Annotated in this window: 25 protein-coding genes and 1 tRNA gene; 14 read left to right on the forward strand and 12 right to left on the reverse strand. The window is 67.4% G+C overall.

What is annotated here, in order from left to right; all coding sequences use genetic code 11:
- Positions 1–13 precede the first annotated feature (13 nt).
- On the reverse strand, positions 14–1,300 hold the full coding sequence (xseA, locus tag ABDJ85_RS08220; RefSeq protein ID WP_347704271.1) for an exodeoxyribonuclease VII large subunit: 1,287 nt from the start codon (positions 1,298–1,300) through the stop codon (positions 14–16).
- A gap of 335 nt (positions 1,301–1,635) precedes the next feature.
- Between xseA and ABDJ85_RS08225 the strand changes: the two genes are divergently transcribed.
- The 7 genes from ABDJ85_RS08225 (at position 1,636) to ABDJ85_RS08255 (ending at position 6,243) form a co-directional block, all read left to right on the forward strand.
- On the forward strand, positions 1,636–2,256 hold the full coding sequence (locus ABDJ85_RS08225; protein ID WP_347704272.1) for a MotA/TolQ/ExbB proton channel family protein: 621 nt from the start codon (positions 1,636–1,638) through the stop codon (positions 2,254–2,256).
- A gap of 10 nt (positions 2,257–2,266) precedes the next feature.
- Positions 2,267–2,683, forward strand: a complete 417-nt coding sequence (locus ABDJ85_RS08230) for an ExbD/TolR family protein (protein WP_347704273.1) — start codon at positions 2,267–2,269, stop codon at positions 2,681–2,683.
- Positions 2,649–3,737 carry a tetraacyldisaccharide 4'-kinase gene (lpxK, locus tag ABDJ85_RS08235; protein ID WP_347704274.1) on the forward strand — a complete coding sequence of 363 codons (1,089 nt, stop codon included), beginning with the start codon at positions 2,649–2,651 and terminating at the stop codon, positions 3,735–3,737. The genes ABDJ85_RS08230 and lpxK overlap by 35 nt, the downstream gene beginning before the upstream one ends.
- On the forward strand, positions 3,682–3,876 hold the full coding sequence (locus tag ABDJ85_RS08240; RefSeq protein WP_347704275.1) for a Trm112 family protein: 195 nt from the start codon (positions 3,682–3,684) through the stop codon (positions 3,874–3,876). Before lpxK ends, ABDJ85_RS08240 begins: the two co-directional genes overlap by 56 nt.
- Positions 3,873–4,622 carry a 3-deoxy-manno-octulosonate cytidylyltransferase gene (kdsB, locus tag ABDJ85_RS08245; RefSeq protein ID WP_347704276.1) on the forward strand — a complete coding sequence of 250 codons (750 nt, stop codon included), beginning with the start codon at positions 3,873–3,875 and terminating at the stop codon, positions 4,620–4,622. Before ABDJ85_RS08240 ends, kdsB begins: the two co-directional genes overlap by 4 nt.
- 89 nt (positions 4,623–4,711) lie before the next feature.
- Positions 4,712–5,365, forward strand: coding sequence for an adenylate kinase (adk, locus tag ABDJ85_RS08250; RefSeq protein ID WP_347704277.1), 654 nt, complete (start codon positions 4,712–4,714; stop codon positions 5,363–5,365).
- Between the two features lie 116 nt (positions 5,366–5,481).
- Positions 5,482–6,243 (forward strand): 3-hydroxyacyl-CoA dehydrogenase, encoded by a 762-nt coding sequence (locus tag ABDJ85_RS08255; protein WP_347704278.1) that lies wholly within the window; start codon positions 5,482–5,484, stop codon positions 6,241–6,243.
- A gap of 103 nt (positions 6,244–6,346) precedes the next feature.
- Here ABDJ85_RS08255 and ABDJ85_RS08260 read toward each other — a convergent pair whose 3' ends face one another.
- The 7 genes from ABDJ85_RS08260 to tadA all read right to left on the reverse strand — a co-directional run bounded on the left by ABDJ85_RS08260 (position 6,347) and on the right by tadA (position 12,283).
- Positions 6,347–7,606, reverse strand: coding sequence for a hypothetical protein (locus ABDJ85_RS08260; protein ID WP_347704279.1), 1,260 nt, complete (start codon positions 7,604–7,606; stop codon positions 6,347–6,349).
- Positions 7,607–7,706: 100 nt separating this feature from the next.
- Positions 7,707–8,144, reverse strand: coding sequence for an ExbD/TolR family protein (locus tag ABDJ85_RS08265; RefSeq protein ID WP_347704280.1), 438 nt, complete (start codon positions 8,142–8,144; stop codon positions 7,707–7,709).
- Between the two features lie 12 nt (positions 8,145–8,156).
- Positions 8,157–8,585, reverse strand: a complete 429-nt coding sequence (locus ABDJ85_RS08270; RefSeq protein ID WP_347704281.1) for an ExbD/TolR family protein — start codon at positions 8,583–8,585, stop codon at positions 8,157–8,159.
- 30 nt (positions 8,586–8,615) lie between these two features.
- The gene (locus ABDJ85_RS08275; protein WP_347704282.1) at positions 8,616–9,419 is read right to left on the reverse strand and encodes a MotA/TolQ/ExbB proton channel family protein; all 804 of its coding nucleotides are present in this window, start codon (positions 9,417–9,419) and stop codon (positions 8,616–8,618) included.
- 93 nt (positions 9,420–9,512) lie between these two features.
- On the reverse strand, positions 9,513–10,151 hold the full coding sequence (locus tag ABDJ85_RS08280; protein ID WP_347704283.1) for a hypothetical protein: 639 nt from the start codon (positions 10,149–10,151) through the stop codon (positions 9,513–9,515).
- A 585-nt stretch (positions 10,152–10,736) separates the two neighbouring features.
- Complete coding sequence (locus tag ABDJ85_RS08285; RefSeq protein WP_347704284.1) at positions 10,737–11,714, reverse strand: LD-carboxypeptidase; 978 nt, start codon at positions 11,712–11,714, stop codon at positions 10,737–10,739.
- A gap of 8 nt (positions 11,715–11,722) precedes the next feature.
- Positions 11,723–12,283: a tRNA adenosine(34) deaminase TadA gene (tadA, locus tag ABDJ85_RS08290; RefSeq protein ID WP_347704285.1), complete on the reverse strand. Its 561-nt coding sequence runs from the start codon at positions 12,281–12,283 to the stop codon at positions 11,723–11,725.
- A gap of 23 nt (positions 12,284–12,306) precedes the next feature.
- Between tadA and ABDJ85_RS08295 the strand changes: the two genes are divergently transcribed.
- The gene (locus tag ABDJ85_RS08295) at positions 12,307–13,341 is read left to right on the forward strand and encodes a DUF72 domain-containing protein (RefSeq protein WP_347704286.1); all 1,035 of its coding nucleotides are present in this window, start codon (positions 12,307–12,309) and stop codon (positions 13,339–13,341) included.
- Here ABDJ85_RS08295 and ABDJ85_RS08300 read toward each other — a convergent pair.
- Complete coding sequence (locus tag ABDJ85_RS08300; protein ID WP_347704287.1) at positions 13,324–13,563, reverse strand: hypothetical protein; 240 nt, start codon at positions 13,561–13,563, stop codon at positions 13,324–13,326. The two genes, ABDJ85_RS08295 and ABDJ85_RS08300, sit on opposite strands and share 18 nt — an antisense overlap.
- Before the next feature lie 29 nt (positions 13,564–13,592).
- Complete coding sequence (locus tag ABDJ85_RS08305) at positions 13,593–15,407, reverse strand: phage tail sheath family protein (RefSeq protein ID WP_347704288.1); 1,815 nt, start codon at positions 15,405–15,407, stop codon at positions 13,593–13,595.
- Positions 15,408–15,479: 72 nt separating this feature from the next.
- On the opposite strand from ABDJ85_RS08305, the gene ABDJ85_RS08310 reads away from it, so the two are divergent.
- The 4 genes from ABDJ85_RS08310 (at position 15,480) to ABDJ85_RS08325 (ending at position 17,180) form a co-directional block, all read left to right on the forward strand.
- The gene (locus ABDJ85_RS08310; protein WP_347704289.1) at positions 15,480–15,827 is read left to right on the forward strand and encodes a thioredoxin domain-containing protein; all 348 of its coding nucleotides are present in this window, start codon (positions 15,480–15,482) and stop codon (positions 15,825–15,827) included.
- A gap of 63 nt (positions 15,828–15,890) precedes the next feature.
- Complete coding sequence (locus ABDJ85_RS08315; protein ID WP_347704290.1) at positions 15,891–16,277, forward strand: ArsR/SmtB family transcription factor; 387 nt, start codon at positions 15,891–15,893, stop codon at positions 16,275–16,277.
- On the forward strand, positions 16,274–16,813 hold the full coding sequence (locus ABDJ85_RS08320; RefSeq protein WP_347704291.1) for an SRPBCC family protein: 540 nt from the start codon (positions 16,274–16,276) through the stop codon (positions 16,811–16,813). The genes ABDJ85_RS08315 and ABDJ85_RS08320 overlap by 4 nt, the downstream gene beginning before the upstream one ends.
- 16 nt (positions 16,814–16,829) lie before the next feature.
- Complete coding sequence (locus ABDJ85_RS08325) at positions 16,830–17,180, forward strand: GFA family protein (RefSeq protein WP_347704292.1); 351 nt, start codon at positions 16,830–16,832, stop codon at positions 17,178–17,180.
- Between the two features lie 180 nt (positions 17,181–17,360).
- On the opposite strand, the gene ABDJ85_RS08330 is transcribed toward ABDJ85_RS08325, so the two are convergent.
- A complete protein-coding gene (locus tag ABDJ85_RS08330; protein ID WP_347704293.1) occupies positions 17,361–17,774 on the reverse strand; it encodes a hypothetical protein in 414 nt (137 codons plus the stop codon).
- Positions 17,775–17,940: 166 nt separating this feature from the next.
- Here ABDJ85_RS08330 and ABDJ85_RS08335 point away from each other — a divergent pair, with 166 nt between their 5' ends.
- The gene (locus ABDJ85_RS08335) at positions 17,941–18,306 is read left to right on the forward strand and encodes a hypothetical protein (protein ID WP_347704294.1); all 366 of its coding nucleotides are present in this window, start codon (positions 17,941–17,943) and stop codon (positions 18,304–18,306) included.
- Between the two features lie 96 nt (positions 18,307–18,402).
- On the opposite strand, the gene ABDJ85_RS08340 is transcribed toward ABDJ85_RS08335, so the two are convergent.
- A tRNA-Arg gene (locus ABDJ85_RS08340) sits at positions 18,403–18,479 on the reverse strand.
- Positions 18,480–18,536: 57 nt separating this feature from the next.
- Here ABDJ85_RS08340 and ABDJ85_RS08345 point away from each other — a divergent pair.
- Positions 18,537–19,691 (forward strand): alpha-hydroxy acid oxidase, encoded by a 1,155-nt coding sequence (locus ABDJ85_RS08345; protein ID WP_347704295.1) that lies wholly within the window; start codon positions 18,537–18,539, stop codon positions 19,689–19,691.
- The last annotated feature ends 2 nt before the right edge of the window (positions 19,692–19,693 follow it).

Here is a 19,693-nt window from a genome sequence, read left to right on the forward strand (position 1 = left end):
AAAGGCCATGGCGCTAGCGGGTCTTGCGGACTTCCAGTTCGGCGGCGCCATCGGCCAGCCGCGCCTCCACCGCCTGGCCGATGCGCAGCCGCGCGACCGAGGTGATGGGCTGGCCGCCCTCGTCCTGCAGCCAGGCATAGCCCCGCGCGAGCACGTGCTGGGGGTCCAGCGCACCAAGTCGCGCGGCCACGGTGTCCAGCCGCGCCTGCTGGCGCTGCAGCCACCGGGCCAGGGCTTGCTCGCGGCGCTCGGCCAGGCGCGTCAGCTTCTGCGTCTCCAGCTCCAGCCGCCGCGCCGGGGCGGCGCGGGTGCGCTGGGCCAGCAGGGCCAGCAGGCGGCCCTGGCGGCTGACGAGTTCGCTGGGCCGGGCCAGCTTGAGGGCGAGGCGGTCCAGGCGCTGCGCATGCCCATCCAGCCGCGCCGCGCTGCGCAGCTGCAGCAGTCGGCCCAGCGTGTGCAGGCAATCCAGGCAGTCAGCCCGCGCGGGCGCGGCCAGCTCGGCAGCGGCCGTGGGCGTGGGGGCGCGCAGGTCAGCGGCCAGGTCGGCCAGGGTGATGTCGGTCTCGTGGCCGACGCCGCAGACGATGGGCAGGGCCGAGCCCGCCACCGCGCGCACCACACGCTCGTCGTTGAAGGCCCAGAGGTCTTCCAACGACCCGCCGCCACGCACCAGCAGCAGCAGGTCCACCTCCTGGCGGGCGTTGGCCTGCTCCAGCGCCGCAACGAGGGCACGTGGCGCCTCGCTGCCCTGCACCAGGCTGGGGTAAACGACCACGGCCACCTGCGGCGCACGGCGCGCCAATGCGGTCAACACGTCGTGCAAGGCCGCCGCGCCGAGCGAAGTGACGATGCCGATGCGTGTCGGGAAGCTGGGCAGCGGGCGCTTGCGCTCGCGCGCGAAGAGCCCTGCGGCTTCGAGCCGCTCGCGCAGGCGCAGGAACTGCTCGTAGAGGCTGCCCGCGCCGGCCAGGCGCATGGCCTCGGCCACGAACTGCAGCTCGCCGCGGGGCTCGTAGACGGCGAGACGGCCCCGCATCTCAACGCGCATGCCGTCGCCGGGTTCGAAGTCGAGCAGCCCGGCCGCGCGCCGGAACATCGCGCCGCGCAGCGAGGCGGCCAGGCCGTCGGCGTCCTTGAGGCTGAAGTAGCAATGGCCGCTGGCCGCGCGCGTGAAGCCGGACAACTCGCCCGACACCGTCACCGCGCCAAATCGGGCGCTCAGGCTCTCCGTCAGCGCCGCGAGCAGGCCCGCGACACCCCAGACGCGACGGCCTGATGCGGCTTCGCGCGGCTCAATCACGCTGCAGCCCAATACTGGCGCGGGGTCGGAACTCCACAACCGCGCCAATGCTGGGCTGGCGGGCCGCCCAGCCCTTCACGAAGCCGTCACGAAGCGCTAAGACCTTGTTCTGCAAGTCCAAATCCACTGCTTAAAGTTGAGGCAAATTGTTCAAGGCCTTGATTTTGCGCGGCCCGCACGGTCCCAGACCGGGCTTGCCCACAAAGTTGTCCACAGGCGCAGTGGATTGTCAGCACTCGAAACCGGCGCCGAGGATTGATGGCGGCGGTACGCCCTGCCGCCATAATGCCCCGCGGCTCGCCCCTGAGCCGGTTCATCTTTGAGCGGGGAAAGCTTTGTTCTCGATCATTCAAGCCGCTGGTTGGCCGATCTGGCCTTTGCTTCTGTGTTCGGTCATTGCGCTGGCATTGATCATCGAGCGACTCTCCTCACTGCGCGCGCGCCGCGTGGCGCCGAACGGCCTGCTGGACGACGTGCTTGGCGTGACGCAAAAGCAGTTGCCTGCCGCCGATGTGGTGGACCGGCTGGAAGAGTCGTCGCTGCTGGGCAGCGTGCTGGCCGCCGGCCTGCGCGCGGTGAGCCATGACACCAAGCTCCCCGAAGAAAAGCTGCGCCAGGTGTTCGAGTTTGCGGGCCGCCGCGCCGTGCACCAACTCGAGCGCTACCTGAACACCCTGGGCACCATCGCCACGGCCGCCCCGCTGCTGGGCCTGCTGGGCACGGTGGTCGGGATGATCGAGATCTTCGGCAGCCAGACCCCCGGCAGCGGCAACCCCGCGCAACTGGCGCATGGCATCTCGGTGGCGCTCTACAACACCGCCTTCGGCCTGATGGTGGCGATCCCATCGCTGATGTTCCACCGCTACTTCAAGGGCCGCATCGAGGCCTATGTGCTGGAGCTGGAAGCGGGTGCCGACCGCCTGCTGAGCCAGCTCAAGCGCTTCACCGCTCACTGAAGGCTGGGCCATGCGCTTTCGCCGCCCCAACACCGAGCCGCCGGAGATCAACCTGATCCCCTTCATCGACGTGCTGCTGGTGATCCTGATCTTCCTGATGCTGTCGACGACCTACTCCAAGTTCACCGAGCTGCAGATCACCCTGCCCTCGGCCGACGCCGAGAAGCTCAAGGACCGGCCGCAGGAGATCATCGTCAGCGTGGCGGCCGATGGGCGCTATGTGATCAACCGCCAGCCGGTGGAAGGCCGCACGGTCGAATCGCTGGCGCTGGCGCTGCGCGACGCCGCCCAGGGGCGCAATGACGCGTCGCTGATCATTTCCGCCGACGCTGCGGCCGCGCACCAGTCCGTCATCCACGTGATGGAGGCCGCGCGTCGCGAGGGCCTCTCGCGTGTCACCTTCGCCGCGCAGACAGACGCTCGCTGAGGCGCTGTCGGCCCGGCTGCAGGCCGAATGGCTGACCGGCGGGCCGCTCTCGACGCTGCTGCTGCCGCTGAGCCTCGTCTATGGCCTGGTGGCCAGGCTGCGCGCACGCCTGCTGCAACCTGCAGAGTTGCCGGTGCCCGTGATCGTGGTGGGCAACTGGATCGTCGGCGGCGCCGGCAAGACGCCGACGCTGCTCGCGCTGCTGGAGCACCTCAAGGCGCGTGGCCTGCGGGTCGGCGTGGTGTCGCGCGGCTACCGACGCGAGGGCGATGGCGTCGAGCTGCTCGGCCCCAGCTCCACGGCCCAAAATGCTGGCGACGAGCCCCTGCTGGTGCACCTGCGTGGTCGCGTGCCAGTGGCCGTGGGCCGTGACCGCGTGGCCGCCGCCCGGGCCCTGCTGGCCGCCCACCCCGAGATCCAGCTCATCGTGAGCGACGACGGCCTGCAGCACCTGCGGCTGCCGCGCGCCTTGAGCGTGCTGGTGTTTGACGAGCGCGGCGTTGGCAATGGCCGCCTGTTGCCCGCCGGGCCGCTGCGCCAGGCGCCACGCTGGGCGCCCGCGCCGGACGAGATCGTGATCTACAACGCCGCGCGCCCAAGCACCCGCCGCGCCGGCCATCTGGGCCGGCGCCGGCTGCGTGGGGCGGTGCGCCTGCAGGACTGGTGGGCCGGCCGGCCGGCCGAGGCTGCGAGCCTGGTCGCGCTGCGCCAGGGCGTCTGGACGGCCGTGGCCGGCGTGGCCCGGCCGCAGCGCTTCTTCGACATGCTGAGCGACCTGGGCCTGCACTTCGAGCCCCTGCCGCAGCCTGACCATGCCAGTTATGCCGAGCTGCCTTGGCCGGCCAGCGCCCAAGGCGTGCTGCTGACCGAGAAGGACGCGGTGAAGATCCGGCCCGAGCGCGTGGGCGCCCTGCCCGTCTGGGTGCTGCCGCTAGACTTTGAGCCCGGGCCGGAGTTCCTGGCTGAACTCGACACCCACCTGAACCGATTGCTGCCCCATGGATCCACGCCTGATCGAACTGCTGGTCTGCCCCCTGTGCAAGGGCCCGCTTGAACTGCTGCGCCGCGACAGCGTTCGGGAGTTGGGCTGCCGGGCCGATCACCTGGCCTTTCCCATCCGCGACGGCATCCCCTTGATGCTGGAGAGCGAAGCCCGCGCCTGGGACCCTGAAGACACGCCGGCCTCGGCATGAGCTTCACGGTTGTCATCCCGGCGCGCCTGGCCTCCACACGCCTGCCCAACAAGCCACTGGCCGACATCGCCGGCCTGCCCATGATCGTCCGCGTGGCGCAGCGCGCAGCGCTCTCAAAGGCCAGCCGCGTGGTGGTGGCCACCGACGCGCCCGAAGTGCGCGAGGCGTGTGCGGCCCATGGCGTCCAGGCGCTCATGACGCGTGCCGATCACCCCTCGGGCTCGGACCGCCTGGCCGAGGCTGTGGATCTGCTGGGATTGAAGGATGCCGACCTGGTCGTCAATGTGCAGGGCGACGAGCCTTTGATCGCCCCCGGGATGATCGACGCCTGCGCCCAGCGCCTGGCCGACAGCCCCGACTGCGTGATGGCCACGGTGGGCCATGCACTGGACGATGCTGGCGAGTTCGCCAACCCGAACGTGGTCAAGCTGGTGATGGATGCGGCCGGGCGTGCGCTGTACTTCTCGCGCGCCCCCATCCCGTGGTGGCGTGATGGCGCCGGTGCGCCGCGCGGTGCCTTGCGCCATGTCGGCCTCTATGCCTACCGGGCCGGCTTCCTGCGCCGCTTCCCGCAGCTGGCCGCCAGCCCGCTGGAGCAGACCGAGTCGCTGGAGCAGCTGCGCGTGCTCTGGCACGGTGAGCGCATCGCCGTTCACGTGAGCGCCGAGAAGCCAGGGCCTGGTGTGGACACCCCGGAAGACCTGGCGCGCGTGCGCGCGCTACTGGGGGCCGAGGTCACCAAGTAAGGGCTGGGCAAGACACCCCGTGAGATACTCGCCCTCCCCGTTTTGGCGCGGGCCTGCCGTTGAGATTCCGAGCTTAGAGAGACCCACCCATGCGACTCATTCTTCTGGGCGCCCCCGGCGCTGGCAAAGGCACTCAGGCCGCTTTCCTGTGCCAACAATTCGGTATCCCGCAGATCTCGACCGGCGACATGCTGCGCGCCGCCATCAAGGCCGGCACGCCGCTGGGTCTGGCCGCCAAGTCCGTGATGGACTCGGGTGCCCTGGTCAGTGACGACATCATCATCGGCTTGGTCAAGGAACGCATCGCCCAGCCGGACTGCGCCAAGGGCTTCCTGTTCGACGGCTTCCCCCGCACCATCCCGCAGGCCGACGCCATGAAGGCCGCCGGCGTCAAGCTCGACTTCGTGCTTGAGATCGACGTGCCCGACAGCGCCATCATCGAGCGCATGAGCGGCCGTCGCGTGCACGTGGCCTCGGGCCGCACCTACCACGTCAAGTTCAATCCGCCCAAGGTGGCCGGCAAGGACGACGTCACGGGTGAAGACCTGATCCAGCGCGACGACGACCAGGAGACCACGGTGCGCAAGCGTCTGGAGGTCTACCAGGCCCAGACCCGCCCGCTGGTGGACTACTACTCCCGCTGGGCCGACGGCGGCGACGCCAGCGCCCCCAAGTACCGCAAGATCGAAGGCCTGGGCAGCGTGGACGACATCACCGCGCGCGCGCTGCAAGCGCTGTCCTGAACCCGGCCTGCGCCACGGCGTAAAGCCGCAGCTGACCGCTGCGGCTTTTTTTTTGGGCCCACCCCGAACACGCTGGCAGGCAGCGCGCAACAATCGCAGCCAGCGAGGTGCGTCCAATGGAAGTTGCAGGCCATGTGTTCATCGTCACCGGCGGGGCCTCGGGCCTAGGCGAAGGTACGGCGCGCCTGCTGGCCGCACAGGGTGCCAAGGTGGTGATTGCGGATCTGCAGCGCGAGGCCGGGCAACGCGTGGCCGCTGACATCGGTGGGCAGTTTGTGGCCTGTGACGTGAGCCAGGAGGCCGATGGGCGCGCCGTGGTGGATGCGGCCACGGCCATGGGGCGTTTGGCAGGCTTGATCAACTGCGCTGGCATCGCCCCGGCCGCCAAGACGGTCAGCAAAGAGGGCGCGCACAGCCTGGATCTCTTCAGCAAGGCCCTGCGCGTGAACCTGCTGGGCAGCTTCAACATGATTCGCCTGGCCGCCGAGGCGATGGCAAGCAACCCACCGGACCCCAGCACGGGCGAACGCGGCGTCCTGATCTCGACCGCCTCGGTCGCCGCCTACGACGGGCAGATCGGCCAGGCGGCCTACGCGGCGTCCAAGGGCGGCATCGTGGGCATGACGCTGCCGATCGCACGCGATCTGGCGCGCCTGGGCATCCGCAACATGAGCATCGCGCCCGGCATCTTCGGCACGCCGATGCTCTTCGGCATGCCGCAGGAAGTGCAGGACGCGCTGGCGGCCAGCGTGCCCTTCCCCTCTCGGCTTGGCACGCCTCAGGACTTCGCACGCCTGGTGTTGCACATCATCTCGAACGAGATGCTGAACGGCGAAGTCATCCGCCTGGACGGCGCCGTACGGCTTCCACCGCGCTGAGCAGGCTTTCGCCAGCGCATGTGACAAGGCCCCGACCCTAGAGGGGCCGAGGCCTTGATGCTTGAGGTGGATCTGCGGGCTCGCAAGCGCCGCAGTCGAGAACTCAGCGCTTGCCGGTGCGCGACTGGATGATCCAGAGGCGAGCGAGGTCGGCCGAGCCATCCGAGCCACGGACCGACTTCCAGGCCGCTTGAGCCTTGGACAGATCACCGCCCAGGAAGTGCGCAAGGCCGAGGTAGAGCTTGGCGTCCTCGGGGCGCTTCAGACCTTCCTTGGCGATGCCCTTTTCGATCAGCACCACACCACCCTTGGAATCACCGCGAAAAGCAGCGGCCAGGCCGAGCTGGACGTAGGCATTGCCATCACGGGCTTCATCGGCAGCCTTGAGGTTGGCCGCTTCACCAGCCTTGGCCTCGGCAATCTTCTTGACCATCAGGTCAGCCAGACGCTTGTGGCGGGCACCCTCGTTGCCTTGGCCGAGAAGGCCCGCTGCCAAACCCTTGTCAACGACGAGCTTGCCTTCCTCGGGCACACCGGCTTGGGCGGCGAGCTGGGCCATTTCCATGTAGTCGTCGGCCGTGCGCATATTGCCGGTGGCCAGACGCAGGCGGAACAGGTCCAGCTGATAGCGGTCGCTCGCGAAGCCCTTCTTCTGCGGCAGGCTGCCCAGGATCTGGGCCCACAGCTTGGGATCGGGGTAGAAGTTCAGCAGCTTTTCCGTGGCCAGCGCCTCGGCCGCAGCGTCACCCTTCTTCTGGGCAGCAAAGAGCAGCAGGTTGAGCTTGTCCTTGCTCGGAGCGCGGCCCGCCTTCTCGTCGGCAGAGATTTCTTCCAGCGTGTCCTTGATGGTCGCCGTCATGTCGCCCGACAGGAACTGCGCGTTCTGCAGCACTTGCTTCATCGCAGGGCTGCTGCCGCCTTCCTTGAAGTAGCGCTGCGCCCAAGACAGCGCCTTGGCGTTGTCCTTGCTGCGCAGGTAGGTGCCGGCAATCGACTCCATCATGCGAAGCTGCTCAGCCTGGGCGAGCTTGCCCGAGGCCTTCATCGCATCGTAGCCACGGACCATGCTGTCCGCGTCGCCAGCGCCCGAGGCCGCTGCCACACGCATGGCCTCGATGTTGTAGTTCTCGGTGGCGTTGCGCCCGCCGACGTTTTCCGCATCGCGGACCTTGGCCAGGGCTTCCTTGTACTTACCACCCTTGATGAAGTTGGCCGCATCACGCAGGTGCTTGCCCACCTCGGGACGAACGCCTTCTTGCGCACTGGCGGCACCCACGAACTCAAGGCGACCGCTGGGGCTTTGCCCCATCGCCAAGGCCACCGCTCCCACCGCGACAGCCACCCAGGTCTTCATTTGCTTCAAAGCTCTCTCCTGCGAAGAAAAACGCGCCGCCCTCTCGGGCAGCGCGTGTTCAGTCGTATTGCGTCGGCATTGGCCGCTACGTCCTAGTGGACCCGGCCGATCACTTCAAGAACTGCTCGTTGCCGACCATGCCCATCTTCTTGACATTGAGGCGCTGTGCGGAGGCCATCACCTTCGCCACGGAACCATAGTCAACAAGCTTGTTGGGCTTGATGCGAACTTCGGGCTGATCCTCTGCCGGCTGCACCGCTGCGACTTCGGCCAGCTTGGCTTCGACCGCTTCATGGTTGGGCATGGCAACCGCGTCCCAGTAGACCGTGCCGTCGAAGTCGATCATGACTTCATGGAACACCGGATCCTTCAAAGGCGCATTCGGGTTCGGCGGCGGCATGTCGAGGTTGATCGAATGCAACTGGATTGGGATGGTGATGATCAGCATCACCAGCAGCACCAGCATCACGTCAATCAGGGGCGTCGTGTTGACGTCCATGATCACATCGGGTTCGCCCCCCGATGAGCTTCCAACATTCATTCCCATGCTTGACTCCGGTCAGCCCCCGCGAGCCGGCGGCTCGGTGACGAACTTGATGCTCATGATGCCTGCGCGCTGCGCGGCGAAGATGACACGCCCAACCGACTCGTAACGGGATTTGTCGTCGCCACGGACATGGACCTCAGGCTGCGGGTTCTTGACCGCTTCCTTGCCCAGCCGTTGCACGAGGTCTTCCATGTCAGGAACGATCTTGGTGCCCCAGTAGACGTCGCCGTCCTTGCTGACCGAGATTTCGACGTTTTCCGGCTTGGTGACACGGACCTGATTGGTCTCCTTGGGGAGATTCAACGCGATCGACTGGGTCACCACCGGCACGGTGATGAGGAAGATGATCAAGAGCACCAACATCACGTCCACGAGGGGCGTGGTGTTGATGGTCGAGACCACTTCTTCTTCGCCGGAAGAGGATCCGACGTTCATGGCCATGTTTGTGGCTCCTGCTTGAGCTGCGAGGGCTTAGCGCTTGACCGAGCGGTTGCCCATCAGCACGCCGTGGAGGTCAGCGGCGAAGGCACGCACTTGGCCCATCACAGCCTTGTTGCGGTTGAGCAGCCAGTTGTAGCCCAGCACGGCAGGCACAGCGACGGCCAGACCGATGAAGGTCATGATCAGCGCGGCGCCGACGGGGCCGGCCACCTTGTCAATCGATGCTTGACCCGCAACGCCGATGGCGGTCAGGGCTTGCAGAATGCCCCAAACGGTACCCATCAGGCCGATGAAGGGGCTGGTGGAACCGACGGTGGCCAGGAAGCCAAGACCTGCACCCAGCTTGCCGTTCACTTCGGCGACAGCGCGCTCGACGTTCATGGTCACCCAGCTGCTGTGGTCGATGTTCTCGGTCAGCGCGCCTTCATGGTGCTCAGAGGCCTCGATGGCGGTGGCAGCGATGTAGCGGAAGGCGCTCTCTTCCTTCAGGCCACGCAGGCCGTCGGACAGGCTGGCCTTCTTGAAGAAGGCGGTGCGGACCTCCTTGGCTTCATTGCCCAGCTTGTGGGTGTCCCACACGCGGACGATCATGATGTACCAGGAACCGACGGACATGATGGCCAGAACAGCCAGCACCATCTGGTCCACCACGTTGCCGTGCGCAACGATGTTGCCCAGGCTGTAGGGGTTCTCGATGTCCTTGGTGGACGAGGCAGCCGGGGCGGCGGCAGGAGCGGTTTCAGCCGGCTTTTGGTCTTGAGCGTAGGCAGGGGACATGGCCAGCGAGGCAGCCATGGCGAGAGCGGCGAAGAAGCCGGAGAGACGAGAGATCATGGAGTTAACTCCTGCGGTGAAAGCGATTCAGATTCGGGGAGGGTTGGCTGCAAGCCGCGAGGGCCGAAGCCAGGACGAAAAGGGAGGGTTGGATCAATCGATCCGGAACACGAACTCCTGCTCGAAAACATGGTCGCCCGGACACACATAGGCCTGGAGCGCTGTTTCGATTTCAGACTGGAATGCACGCTGAACCTTGCGGTCCACACCTGCACGCAGATTGGTGAACGTGAATCCAGACACCTTGCCAGCCTTCACCGTGGCCACGACCTTGAAGGCCGCTTCGCCTGAGAAGTTCACACTCGGAACTTCTGGCTTGGACATCTTGGTGCACACCATGGCTGCCGTGATCACGGCGGGCCTCGGTGCGGGCGCGGGGGCTGCGGCAACCGGCGCCTGAGGCGCGACCACGGCCGCTGCGGGCGGCGCCACTTGCGTGGACTGGATCGCCGGCGCCGGCGGGGCCGGAGCGGTTACCAGGAACTCGGGCGGCGGCACGAACGGCGGCGGCGGCGCCTTGAGGTCCGGCGGCGGCGGGACCACCTTCTCGGGTGGCGGCGGCGGCTTCACCTGCTCTTCGATGACCTTGACGTCGAGAGGACCGGCCACCTTTTCGACCACCTTGCGCGCAAGGCCGCTGGCCAAGGCCCAGACGATCAAGACGTGGATCAGGATGACCACGCCCAAGCCCGTAAAGCGGGATGCGCCCTGCTTCTCCTGCGCAAAATTCATGCGCGCTCCTTCTTCCAACTACGAGGCAAAACCAAACACCGTTCTAAACAGCAGAAGGCACTCACTGACGCGTGTACCGCTTGCTTCGCCGGCCTGTAGCAACAGAACCTGGGTTCAGCCACCACATTCCACACGCTGCAGTCGGTCTCGTACGTCCATCCATCGCTGGGCAGAGCGCTTAGCGACCGGTCGACGGATGTAGCAAAACTACAAGAAAACACGCCCTAACCGAAGCCGGGCCGGCAGTTTAGTCCTGGCATTCGGGTGGACCCGTTGGGGCTTACCCCAGAAAAACGCAGGTACATCCCGGGCGTATTTGGCAAGTGTGCCCCAGGAGAGTGGACCTGCGGGCCACCCAGCTTGCAGCAGCTTTGCGCCGTCCGGATCCGTGTGCCTGGGCAGCGCTATCCAGATCCGATCGCTAAGGGCTGACGGCGCGGCATCCACGCCAGCGTGTCTGCCCGCCCAAAATCCTTTGTAGGGGCCAAGTTCCGCCGAGCCCGCGATGTAACCAATTGGGTTGATGTGTAACCGTTCGGCGGCCGTCGGCCTCTCGGCACAAGCAGGCGCTGCCACCTGGCGCGATCAGTGGGCGTGGGCGGCTTCCGAGTGCGCATGACGGTGCGCCAGCCGATGGTCTGACTGCCAACCCAGGATCACCTCGCGCCCTTGCACGAACAGGTCCACCTTGGCGCCCACGGGCAGGCAGACCTTGGTGGCGCAGTGCCCCATCGGCAGCCCGGTCAGCACCGGTGTGCGGGTGCGGGCGCGCAGGGACGCCACGGCGTCCTTGAGGCCGTAGCCCCGGTCGGTGCTCTGGCGCGTCCAGCCGCTGAAGTCGCCAAGCAATACCGCCGCCTGCGCGTCGATCACGCCAGCTTGCTGCAGTTGCAGCAGCATGCGCTCGACACGGTAGGGATGCTCGCCCACGTCCTCCAGGAAGAGCACGCCGCCCTTGACCTTGGGGAAATGCGGCGTGCTCAGCAGTGCGCACAGCACCGTGAGATTGCCGCCCCACAGCAGGCCGCGCGCCTCCAGGCCATCAAAAGGCTGAGTACCACGCGGCGCACCAGACTCGCGGAAGCCCACAGCCTCCAGCGCGCCCGACATGGCCTCCAGGAAGCAATCCTGGGTGATGTCGTCCACGCCGCCTTCGGCCTCGCTGCGGCCAAAGTCGCTGCAGGCCAGCGGGCCGGCCCAGGTGGCCAAGCCCTTGGCATGGGCGATCAAGGCGTTCTGGAAGGCCGTGAAGTCGCTGTAGCCGACCCAGCGTGTGCCGTGCTCGACGCTGTGGGCAATGGCCTTCCAGTCGAGTTGGTCGAGCAGGCGCGTGCAGCCATAGCCGCCGCGCGTGGCCAGGGCGACATCAGGCGCCGCCTTGGCAATGCGATGGAAAGCGGCCAGGCGCGTGGCATCGGCGCCGGCAAAGCGTTGATCGCGGCTCAGGGCATCGGCGTCGATGGACACCTCAAAGCCCCAGGAGGCCAGGCGCTTGGCGGCACGGCGCAGGGGCGTGGCCGCCGGCAGGGCGCCAGCGGGCGAGAAAAGGGTCAAGGTGCTCATCAATGGCTTCAAGGGAGTTCGGTCACTTCACCGGTCGGGATGGGGTCAGGGTCGCCGCCCCCGGCTGCAGCGGCTTGGGCCAGACGGCGTGCGCGCGCGGCCTCGCGGCGTTCGGCGAAGAACTGGCGCAGCAAGGCGGCGCTGCCCTCTTCGAGCAGACCGGCCTGCACGGTGGTGTGGTGGTTGAGTTGGGGAATGCCGAAGAGATCGACCACGGACCCGGCCACGCCCGTCTTCGGGTCGCGCGCCGCAAACACCACGCGCTTGAAGCGTGCGTGCATCAGCGCCATCGCGCACATGGCGCAGGGCTCCAGGGTCACGAAGAGCTCGCACTCGGGCAGCCGGTAGTTTTCCAGCAAGGTGGCCGCGTGGCGCAGTGCCACGATCTCGGCGTGGGCCGTCGGGTCGTGCGTGGTGATGGGGCGGTTGTAGCCGGTGGCGATCACCTGGCCGGCCCGCATGATGACGGCGCCGACCGGCACTTCACCGACCAACCAGGCGTTCTGAGCCTGGTCGAGGGCCAGCCGCATCGCGTACTCGTCAGCGGGGGAGAACGGGGCGTCGGCCATGGCCGCCAGTGTAGGCTTGCCCCATGCAGGACGATCTGTTTGGCGATGCCGCCGATCCGCCCAAGCCCACCACTCAGCCAGTGAAGCCGGCGACGCGTTCGCGCAGCGTTCAGCCCGCGCCGCCCGACGCCGACGAGCTGTCACTGGCGTCTCAGCTCCCGCCCTTGGTCCACCTTGGCTGCTCCAGCTGGAGCTACCCCGGCTGGACCGGCACCGTCTGGGCCGAGCGCTACAGCGAGACCCAGTTGGCCAAGCAGGGCCTCAGCGCCTACGGCCAGCACCCGCTGCTGGGCGCTGTCAGCATCGACCGGGGCTTCTACCGCCCGCTGGCGGCCAGCGAGTTCGAACGCCTGGCCCAGCAAGTGCCCGAGAGCTTTCGCTTCACCGTCAAAGGACCGAGCTTCGTGACTGACGCGCTCGTGCGCGGGGAACGTGGCCAGGGCGAATCCCTGAATCCTGGCTTCCTGGACGGCGAGCTGGCGCGCCGCGAATTCGTCGAGCCCGCCATCGAAGGGCTTGGGGCCAAGCTCGGGGCGCTGGTCTTTCAGCTCAGCCCCCTGCCGCCCCAACTGCGCCGCCGCATGCCCGAGCTGCTGCAGCGCCTGGACACCATGCTGGCCGCCCTGCCCCCACTGCCTCAGGGTGTGGTGGCCATCGAGGTGCGAGACCCGCAGTGGCTCTGCCCCGAGTTCGCAGCCGTGCTCAAGACACGCGGTGCGCGCTACTGCCTGGGCCTGCACCCCAAACTGCCGCCGATTGACGAACAACTGCCTCTGCTCAGGGCGCTGTGGCCCGGCCCATTGGTCTGCCGCTGGAACCTGCACCGCAAGCATGGCGCCTTCGGCTACGAGGATGCCGTGGCCGAGTACGGCGAGTTCGAGCGCATGCAAGACCCCGACCTGGAAACACGCCAGACCCTGGCCCGCGTCATCCGCGCGACGGCCGAAGCAGGCCAGCCCTGCTACGTGACCATCAGCAACAAGGCTGAAGGCTCGGCGCCCTGGAGCGTGCGCGAGCTGGCGCGTGCCGTCGTCAGCGAGTCAGTTGCCGGCGGCTGACGCAGCCGCCTCGGCCGTGCGCCGCGCGGCGTCGTCCAACGCGCCCTGCACTTGCTGGCCCACGTCCTTAGGGCGGATGGGGCCGCCCGAAGGCGCACCACTGGCCGCCGTGGCCGGCGCCGAGGCCGCGGGCGCCTTGTGGACACCCAGTTGCTGCTTGACCAGCATCAGGACGATGGCCGCAACGATCAAAAGGCCGAGCAGGCTGAACATGGCGCGCATGACGAAGACCGGTGGGGTTGGAACAAGGCTCAGGATACGGCCTGCGTCGTGAACTGGCCCACCCGGAAGATCACGAACTCGGCCGGCTTCACCACCGCCACCCCCACCAGCGCGATCAGGCGCCCAGCATCCAGGTCGGCCTGCGTCATGGTCGTGCGGTCACAGCGGACGAAGTAGGCCTCCTCGGGCTTGCTGCCCAGCAGCGCGCCGTTGCGCCACTGGTTGAACAGAAAGTCCTCGACCGCCTGGCGCACCTGGGCCCAGAGCGGCTCGCCATTGGGCTCGAACACCGCCCACTGTGTGCCCAGGTCGATCGAACGCTCCAGATAGTTGAACAAGCGCCGCACCGACACATAGCGCCACTCGGGGTCATTGCTCAAGGTTCGCGCGCCCCAGACGCGCAGGCCGCGCCCCTCAAAGCGCCGCAGCAGATTGATGCCCTCGGGGTTGAGCAGCTCCTGTTGGCCCGTCGCGAAGTTGAACTCCAAGGCCAGCGCGCTCTGCAGCAACTCATTGGCCGGCGCCTTGTGCACGCCGCGCTGGACGTCGGTGCGCGCACAGATGCCCGCCATCAAGGCCGATGGCGGCAGGCGCAGCGCCGGCTCGTTGGCCGCCACGGCGGGCACATCCACCCACGGTGCGTACAGCGCCGCGCGCGAGCTGTTGAGCCCGGCGCGGAAGGCGCGCAGCGCCGCCACGTCGGCACGCGGTGGCGGGTCGATCAGCGCGAGCCGGTAGCGCTGCGCCTCGGCATGCGCCACCAAGGCCTGGGCCAGCGGCAGCGCCTCGTCGGCCGCACGCGGCGAGCACAGCAAGGCCACGGGCGCCGCAACCTGGCTGATGGCGTCGAGCTGCGGCGTGCCCGCCAAGCGATGCAGGCCGCTGCGGGGCTCGGCGCTGCCGGCATGGTCTGCCGGGCCGGGGCGCTGGCCGTCATGCCCACCGCTGAGCGTCATCTCCAGCCGCAAGCCGGCCACCAGCTCAGACAGTGTGGGGTTGGCCGGCAGGCCTTGGGCCAGCAGCCAGCGCAGCCAAGCGAGGCCGTCACTGGTGTCAAGGCCCCGCGCTTGCAACAGACACACCGGCGCGTCGCCGGACTCGGGCGCTGTGCGTGCCGCCAACTCGCCCAGGCTCAGCGCCGACAGCTGCCCCAAGGCCGGCCCAGCCGCGCTTTGCAAGCCAAGGTCCAGGCGCAACGGCCGCAAGCTCGTCGCCGCGCTCAGCGGCAGGCCCTCGGGCGGCGTGGCCACACCCTGCAGCCGCCAGGTGCCAGCAGCGTCCTGCTGCAAGCGCGCACACCCGCCCAGCAGACCCCCTCCCACCGGCCACCCAGGCCCCTGCACCAGCACCACATCGCCGGGCCGCAGTCCTTGCGGCGCCGCGCCCACCAGCAGCTCGGCCCCCAGGCTCAGACGCCACTGCAGGCGGCCGTTGCCCAGCCGGCCGGGGTAGCGCGCCGCCCAATGCACGACTGAGCCGGCCGCGTTGACGCTGAGGCGCGCACGCCCATCGCCCTGTGCACCCGGCACAAACACCCGCGCCACATGGAGGCGCAAACCGCCTTCCGCAAAGAAGGCCCGCACCGCCGGCCACAGGCCGGGCGTGCTGCTCGGCCCCGCACCACCGGGCACATCACCGGGCGCCGCCGCGTGCTGCAAAGGCAGAGCTGGGCCGAAGAGGCGCTCAAACTCCAGCAAGCTCGTCACCAGCGGCGCGTCACCCGTCACTGGCCCATAGGCGCAAGCCCCCACAAAGCCCGCCGTCGAGGTCTCGACGCCCTCGATGGACTTGGCGCGGAACGACACCTCCTCGATGAACACGCCAGGGGCGAGGTACTCAGGCATGCGGCACTCCTCGTTGCAATGAGCCCGGATCGTAGGCAGGCCACGGGAAATAATCGCGCATCCGCTCCCCCCTTGTTTGCCCACGTGCCCGCCTCGCTCGACCTCTTCTGCCTCTGCGCCGCCTGGTGCCGCACCTGCGACGAAGCCCGCCCGCTGCTCGCCAGCGTGCTGGCCGACCCTGAGCTGCAAGGCCGCGTGCAAATGCGCTGGGTTGACATCGAGGACGAAGCTGACGCCCTGGGCGACTACGACGTCGAAACCTTCCCCACGCTGCTGATCGCCAGCAGCGGCCAGGCCCGCTTCCTTGGGCCGGTTGAACCCCGCGCCGCAGCCATCCGCGGCTTGTTGCTGCGTGAGTTGCAAGCCGCCGGCACGCCGCTCGACGCCGACGCACAAGCCCTGCTGCACCGACTCGGCTGACCCGACAGAATTTATTCAACCAATTGGTTGACAGTCGCCTCGTGACACCCTACATTCAACCTTATGGTTGAACATATCACCCCCCCGCAGCTCGACGCCGTCTTCCACGCCCTGGGCGACGCCACCCGCCGGCAGATGCTGGCCCGCCTGGCCGAGCAGAGCGAACAGACCGTCAGCCAGTTGGCCGAGCCCTTCGACATGTCGCTCGCCGCCGCGTCCAAGCACATCAAAGCGCTGGAGAGCGCCGGCCTCGTCCAGCGCGAAGTGCGCGGCCGCAACCACCTGTGCCGTCTGCGCCCCGCCCCGCTGGCCGACGCGCATGCCTGGCTGTCCAGCTACCAGCGCTTCTGGGCGCAGCGCCTGGATGTGCTCGAAGCCCTGCTGATGAACGACACAAGCACCCCTCACACCACCACGACCGCCACCAAACGCAAAGGCAAGACCCAATGAACACCCGCCACTTTGAAACCGATCTCGGCCACGTTGACGCCGACCTCACCCTGCACATGCAGCGCGTGCTGCCCGGCCCCGTCGAGCGCGTCTGGCGCTACCTCGTCGAGCCCGACCTGCGCCGCCAATGGCTGGGCGGGGGTGACTCGCCTGCGGGTCTCGATCAGGAGTTCGAACTCATCTGGCGCAATGACGAGCTGACCAACCCGCCCGGCGAGCGCCCTCCCGGCTTCAGCGAAGAGTTCCGCATGCAGTGCACGGTGCTGGAGTTCGCACCCCCGCACCGCCTGGCCTTCACCTGGTCCAACACCGGCGCCGTGCGCTTTGAGTTGAAGCCCCAGGGCGAGCACGTACTGCTCTCGCTCACCCACGAACGCCTGGCAGACCCGGCCCGCGTGCTGATGGTGGGCCCGGGCTGGCATGCCCACCTCGACCTACTGCGCGACCGTGTCAGTGGCGGCAGCTCGCCCGCCTTCTGGCCCACCTGGCAAGCCCTGCGCGAGCGCTACACCGCTCGCCTGCAGGCCACCGCCTGAGCGAGGGAGACACCGCATGCCCCGCCACCTTGGCAGTTGCCACTGCGGCCAGGTGCGGTTCGCTGTCGATGGCGACATCGACAGCGGCCTCGCCTGCAACTGCTCCATCTGCTCGCGCAAGGGCTCGCTGCTGTGGTTCGTGCCGCGCCAGCAGCTGAGCCTGCTCACGCCCGAGTCATCCTTGAGCACCTACAGCTTCAACAGCCACCGCATCCGCCACCGCTTTTGCGCGCGCTGCGGCATCCACCCGTTTGGCGAAGCCCTCAGCCCTAAGGGCGAGCCCGTGGCCGCCATCAACCTGCGGTGCATTGAGGACCTGGACCTCGCCAGCGTGCCCGTGCATCAGTTCGACGGCAAGGCGCTGTAGCCAGGGTTTGGCCCCGGGGTGAACACTACCCGCCGTAGCCCGCGACTGCTAGCGACGGTTCCAGGGCAGCCGCCTTCGTTCCCCCGCTTGTTCCCCCAGTAAGGCAGCCGTACCCCTGCAGATGTCGGGCGATGGCAAAAAAAGGCCCGCACGCGGCGGGCCTCTTCGTCCTTACGCAATTCAGGCAGCGAGGCGGCCTTCGTCCTGACCGGCAAGCGATCCAGCCATTTCCTCGGCTGCAGCAGCCGCTTCTTCTGCTTGGCGCGCGAGATCTCGCTCGATCTCCAGCTCTTTCTGACGCCGCACAGCCTGATCCCTCAGGATTGCGCGCTTTTCAGCGTCAACAAAGCGCTTGCAAATCTCGCGGATCAGCGGTTGATACCCCATGCCGTTCAGTTGCGCGATCGCCTTCAAATCGCGCACCAACTCCTTGGTGAAGCGAATGGAGATCGGATGCAATTCGAGGAGATCGTCGACTTTGGTCGACTCCTCGGCTTTGCGGACGTGGGCTGGATCGTTGCCAAGTGCGCCAGTGGGCCCCCAGTCATCCGCCGACGCTTCAATTCGAGCGAGCAGATCTTGGTTAATGGGCATACGTTGACTCCTAGTGTGCAAGTGATTCGAAAAGGTCTTGTATGGTCTTTGAAGCTGGATAAGCGGACTTCAGATAAACGTTCTCATCGTCTTCCACGTACACAATCTTGAGCAGCTTCCCGAGGTGCGTCTCAGACACAAACCATCGCGTCGGTGGGTCAGTTCGATGCTGCTCTCGGTCATCTTCGGCGACCCTGCCACATCGATTAAGAAAGCACTCTTGCACTTCCCGCTCGGTGACCGACCCGTGCGATGGGTCACCGATCTTGGCGCGAATGTTTGGCGAGATGATGAGCATGTACAAATTGTATATACAGAAGCGCTTCACCCCTTCTCGCTTGGGACTTCTACCTCGGAAGCCGCTACTCCGTTCGAGTTCGCCTACTGTATATACAAAGGTACCAATCCGCCTTTGGATTGGGCCAAAAAATGGTGCGAAACCGTCCCCTTGTTCACGGGGTGCTACATCGCGACAGGCATCTGCTGTATGGATGATCAGCAATCAATCACAGCACGCCGCTTGGCGCATTGAAGCGCGCAATCGGGCAGCACTCATTCGGGTGAAGTAGCAACGGTGTTGATCTGCCTGGACGCCTGAGACGTCTTGCGTTGCTCTGATTTTCTAGTTTGGCCTGCCCGGAGGGACTCGAACCCCCGACCTGCTGCTTAGAAGGCAGCTGCTCTATCCAGTTGAGCTACGGGCAGTGCAGGCGCGGGATTATCCGGTGGGGCAGGCGCGGTCTGCCGCAGAATCTCGCGGCCATGGCTGCCTTGCCCGACACCGTCCTCAACCTGCTCGACCTCGACGCACATGCCGAGGCCAAGCTCCCCCGGCCAATCTGGGCGTATGTGAGCGGTGGGGTGGAGGATGGCGTCTCGCTGCGCGCCAACCGTGCGGCGTTTGAGCGGCTGCATCTGGTGCCGCGCCTGCTGCGCGATGTGTCGCAGCGCTCGGCCGCCATCACGCTGCTGGGCCAGCGTTTTGCGCAGCCTTTTGGCATCGCGCCCATGGGGCTGGCGGCGCTGTCGGGGTTCGAGGCCGATCTGGCCATGGCGCGTGCCGCGCAGGCGGCGGGTGTGCCGTTCATCCTCAGCGGCTCGTCTCTGGTGCCGATGGAAGAGGTGTTCGCCGCCGCCCCCAGCAGTTGGTTCCAGGCCTATCTGCCGGGCCAGCCCGAGCGCATCAACGCGCTGCTGGACCGGGTGGCGCGTGCGGGCTTTAGGCACCTCGTCATCACCGTGGACCTGCCCGTGCCGGCCAACCGCGAGAACCTGACGCGCGCCGGCTTCAGCATCCCGCTCAAGCCCAGCCTCGACCTTGCGTTGGATGGCCTGCGCCGGCCGGGATGGCTCGTCGGCACGCTGCTGCAAACGCTGCTGCGGCGGGGCATGCCGCACTTCGAGAACCTGCTGGCCGAGCGCAATGCGCCGGCGTTCTCGCGCCACGTGGAGCGCGACTTTGCCAACCGTGAGCACCTGAACTGGACGCACCTCGCCGCCATCCGCGAGCGATGGCCGGGCCAGTTGATCCTGAAAGGCATCCTCAGCCCGCAGGACGCGAGGCTGGCGCAGGAGCACGGCGTGGATGCCCTCGTGGTCTCCAACCACGGCGGCCGGCAGCTCGATGGCGCGCTACCGCCCATCCTGGCCCTGCCCGCCATCCGCAAGGCCGTGCCGGACATGCCCTTGCTGCTGGACAGCGGCGTGCGCCGGGGCACCGACGTGATCAAGGCCCTGGCCCTGGGAGCCGATGCGGTGTTGCTGGGCCGGCCCTTCAACTACGCGGCCGCGCTGGGCGGCCAGGCCGGCGTGGCGCAGGCGATCCGGCTGCTGGCCGACGAGGTGCACCGCGACCTGGCCCTGGTGGGTGCTGCCCGCTGCGACGACCTGGACCCGAGCTATGTCCAGCAGCCCTGAAA

It is taken from the genome of Roseateles paludis (genome assembly GCF_039872745.1).
Taxonomy (GTDB): domain Bacteria; phylum Pseudomonadota; class Gammaproteobacteria; order Burkholderiales; family Burkholderiaceae_C; genus Pelomonas; species Pelomonas paludis.

Coding starts and splice junctions, on each gene's coding strand:
- tadA (WP_347704285.1), bottom strand. CDS start 12,283: ATGGCCGACGCCCCGTTCTCCCCCGCTGACGAGTACGCGATGCGGCTG.
- adk (WP_347704277.1), top strand. CDS start 4,712: ATGCGACTCATTCTTCTGGGCGCCCCCGGCGCTGGCAAAGGCACTCAG.
- ABDJ85_RS08275 (WP_347704282.1), bottom strand. CDS start 9,419: ATGATCTCTCGTCTCTCCGGCTTCTTCGCCGCTCTCGCCATGGCTGCC.
- ABDJ85_RS08255 (WP_347704278.1), top strand. CDS start 5,482: ATGGAAGTTGCAGGCCATGTGTTCATCGTCACCGGCGGGGCCTCGGGC.
- ABDJ85_RS08300 (WP_347704287.1), bottom strand. CDS start 13,563: ATGCGCGCCATGTTCAGCCTGCTCGGCCTTTTGATCGTTGCGGCCATC.
- ABDJ85_RS08330 (WP_347704293.1), bottom strand. CDS start 17,774: ATGCCCATTAACCAAGATCTGCTCGCTCGAATTGAAGCGTCGGCGGAT.
- ABDJ85_RS08270 (WP_347704281.1), bottom strand. CDS start 8,585: ATGGCCATGAACGTCGGATCCTCTTCCGGCGAAGAAGAAGTGGTCTCG.
- ABDJ85_RS08280 (WP_347704283.1), bottom strand. CDS start 10,151: ATGAATTTTGCGCAGGAGAAGCAGGGCGCATCCCGCTTTACGGGCTTG.
- ABDJ85_RS08325 (WP_347704292.1), top strand. CDS start 16,830: ATGCCCCGCCACCTTGGCAGTTGCCACTGCGGCCAGGTGCGGTTCGCT.
- ABDJ85_RS08295 (WP_347704286.1), top strand. CDS start 12,307: ATGCAGGACGATCTGTTTGGCGATGCCGCCGATCCGCCCAAGCCCACC.
- ABDJ85_RS08265 (WP_347704280.1), bottom strand. CDS start 8,144: ATGGGAATGAATGTTGGAAGCTCATCGGGGGGCGAACCCGATGTGATC.
- kdsB (WP_347704276.1), top strand. CDS start 3,873: ATGAGCTTCACGGTTGTCATCCCGGCGCGCCTGGCCTCCACACGCCTG.
- ABDJ85_RS08305 (WP_347704288.1), bottom strand. CDS start 15,407: ATGCCTGAGTACCTCGCCCCTGGCGTGTTCATCGAGGAGGTGTCGTTC.
- ABDJ85_RS08230 (WP_347704273.1), top strand. CDS start 2,267: ATGCGCTTTCGCCGCCCCAACACCGAGCCGCCGGAGATCAACCTGATC.
- ABDJ85_RS08240 (WP_347704275.1), top strand. CDS start 3,682: ATGGATCCACGCCTGATCGAACTGCTGGTCTGCCCCCTGTGCAAGGGC.
- ABDJ85_RS08315 (WP_347704290.1), top strand. CDS start 15,891: ATGGTTGAACATATCACCCCCCCGCAGCTCGACGCCGTCTTCCACGCC.
- ABDJ85_RS08345 (WP_347704295.1), top strand. CDS start 18,537: ATGGCTGCCTTGCCCGACACCGTCCTCAACCTGCTCGACCTCGACGCA.
- ABDJ85_RS08335 (WP_347704294.1), top strand. CDS start 17,941: ATGCTGCTCTCGGTCATCTTCGGCGACCCTGCCACATCGATTAAGAAA.
- ABDJ85_RS08320 (WP_347704291.1), top strand. CDS start 16,274: ATGAACACCCGCCACTTTGAAACCGATCTCGGCCACGTTGACGCCGAC.
- ABDJ85_RS08285 (WP_347704284.1), bottom strand. CDS start 11,714: ATGAGCACCTTGACCCTTTTCTCGCCCGCTGGCGCCCTGCCGGCGGCC.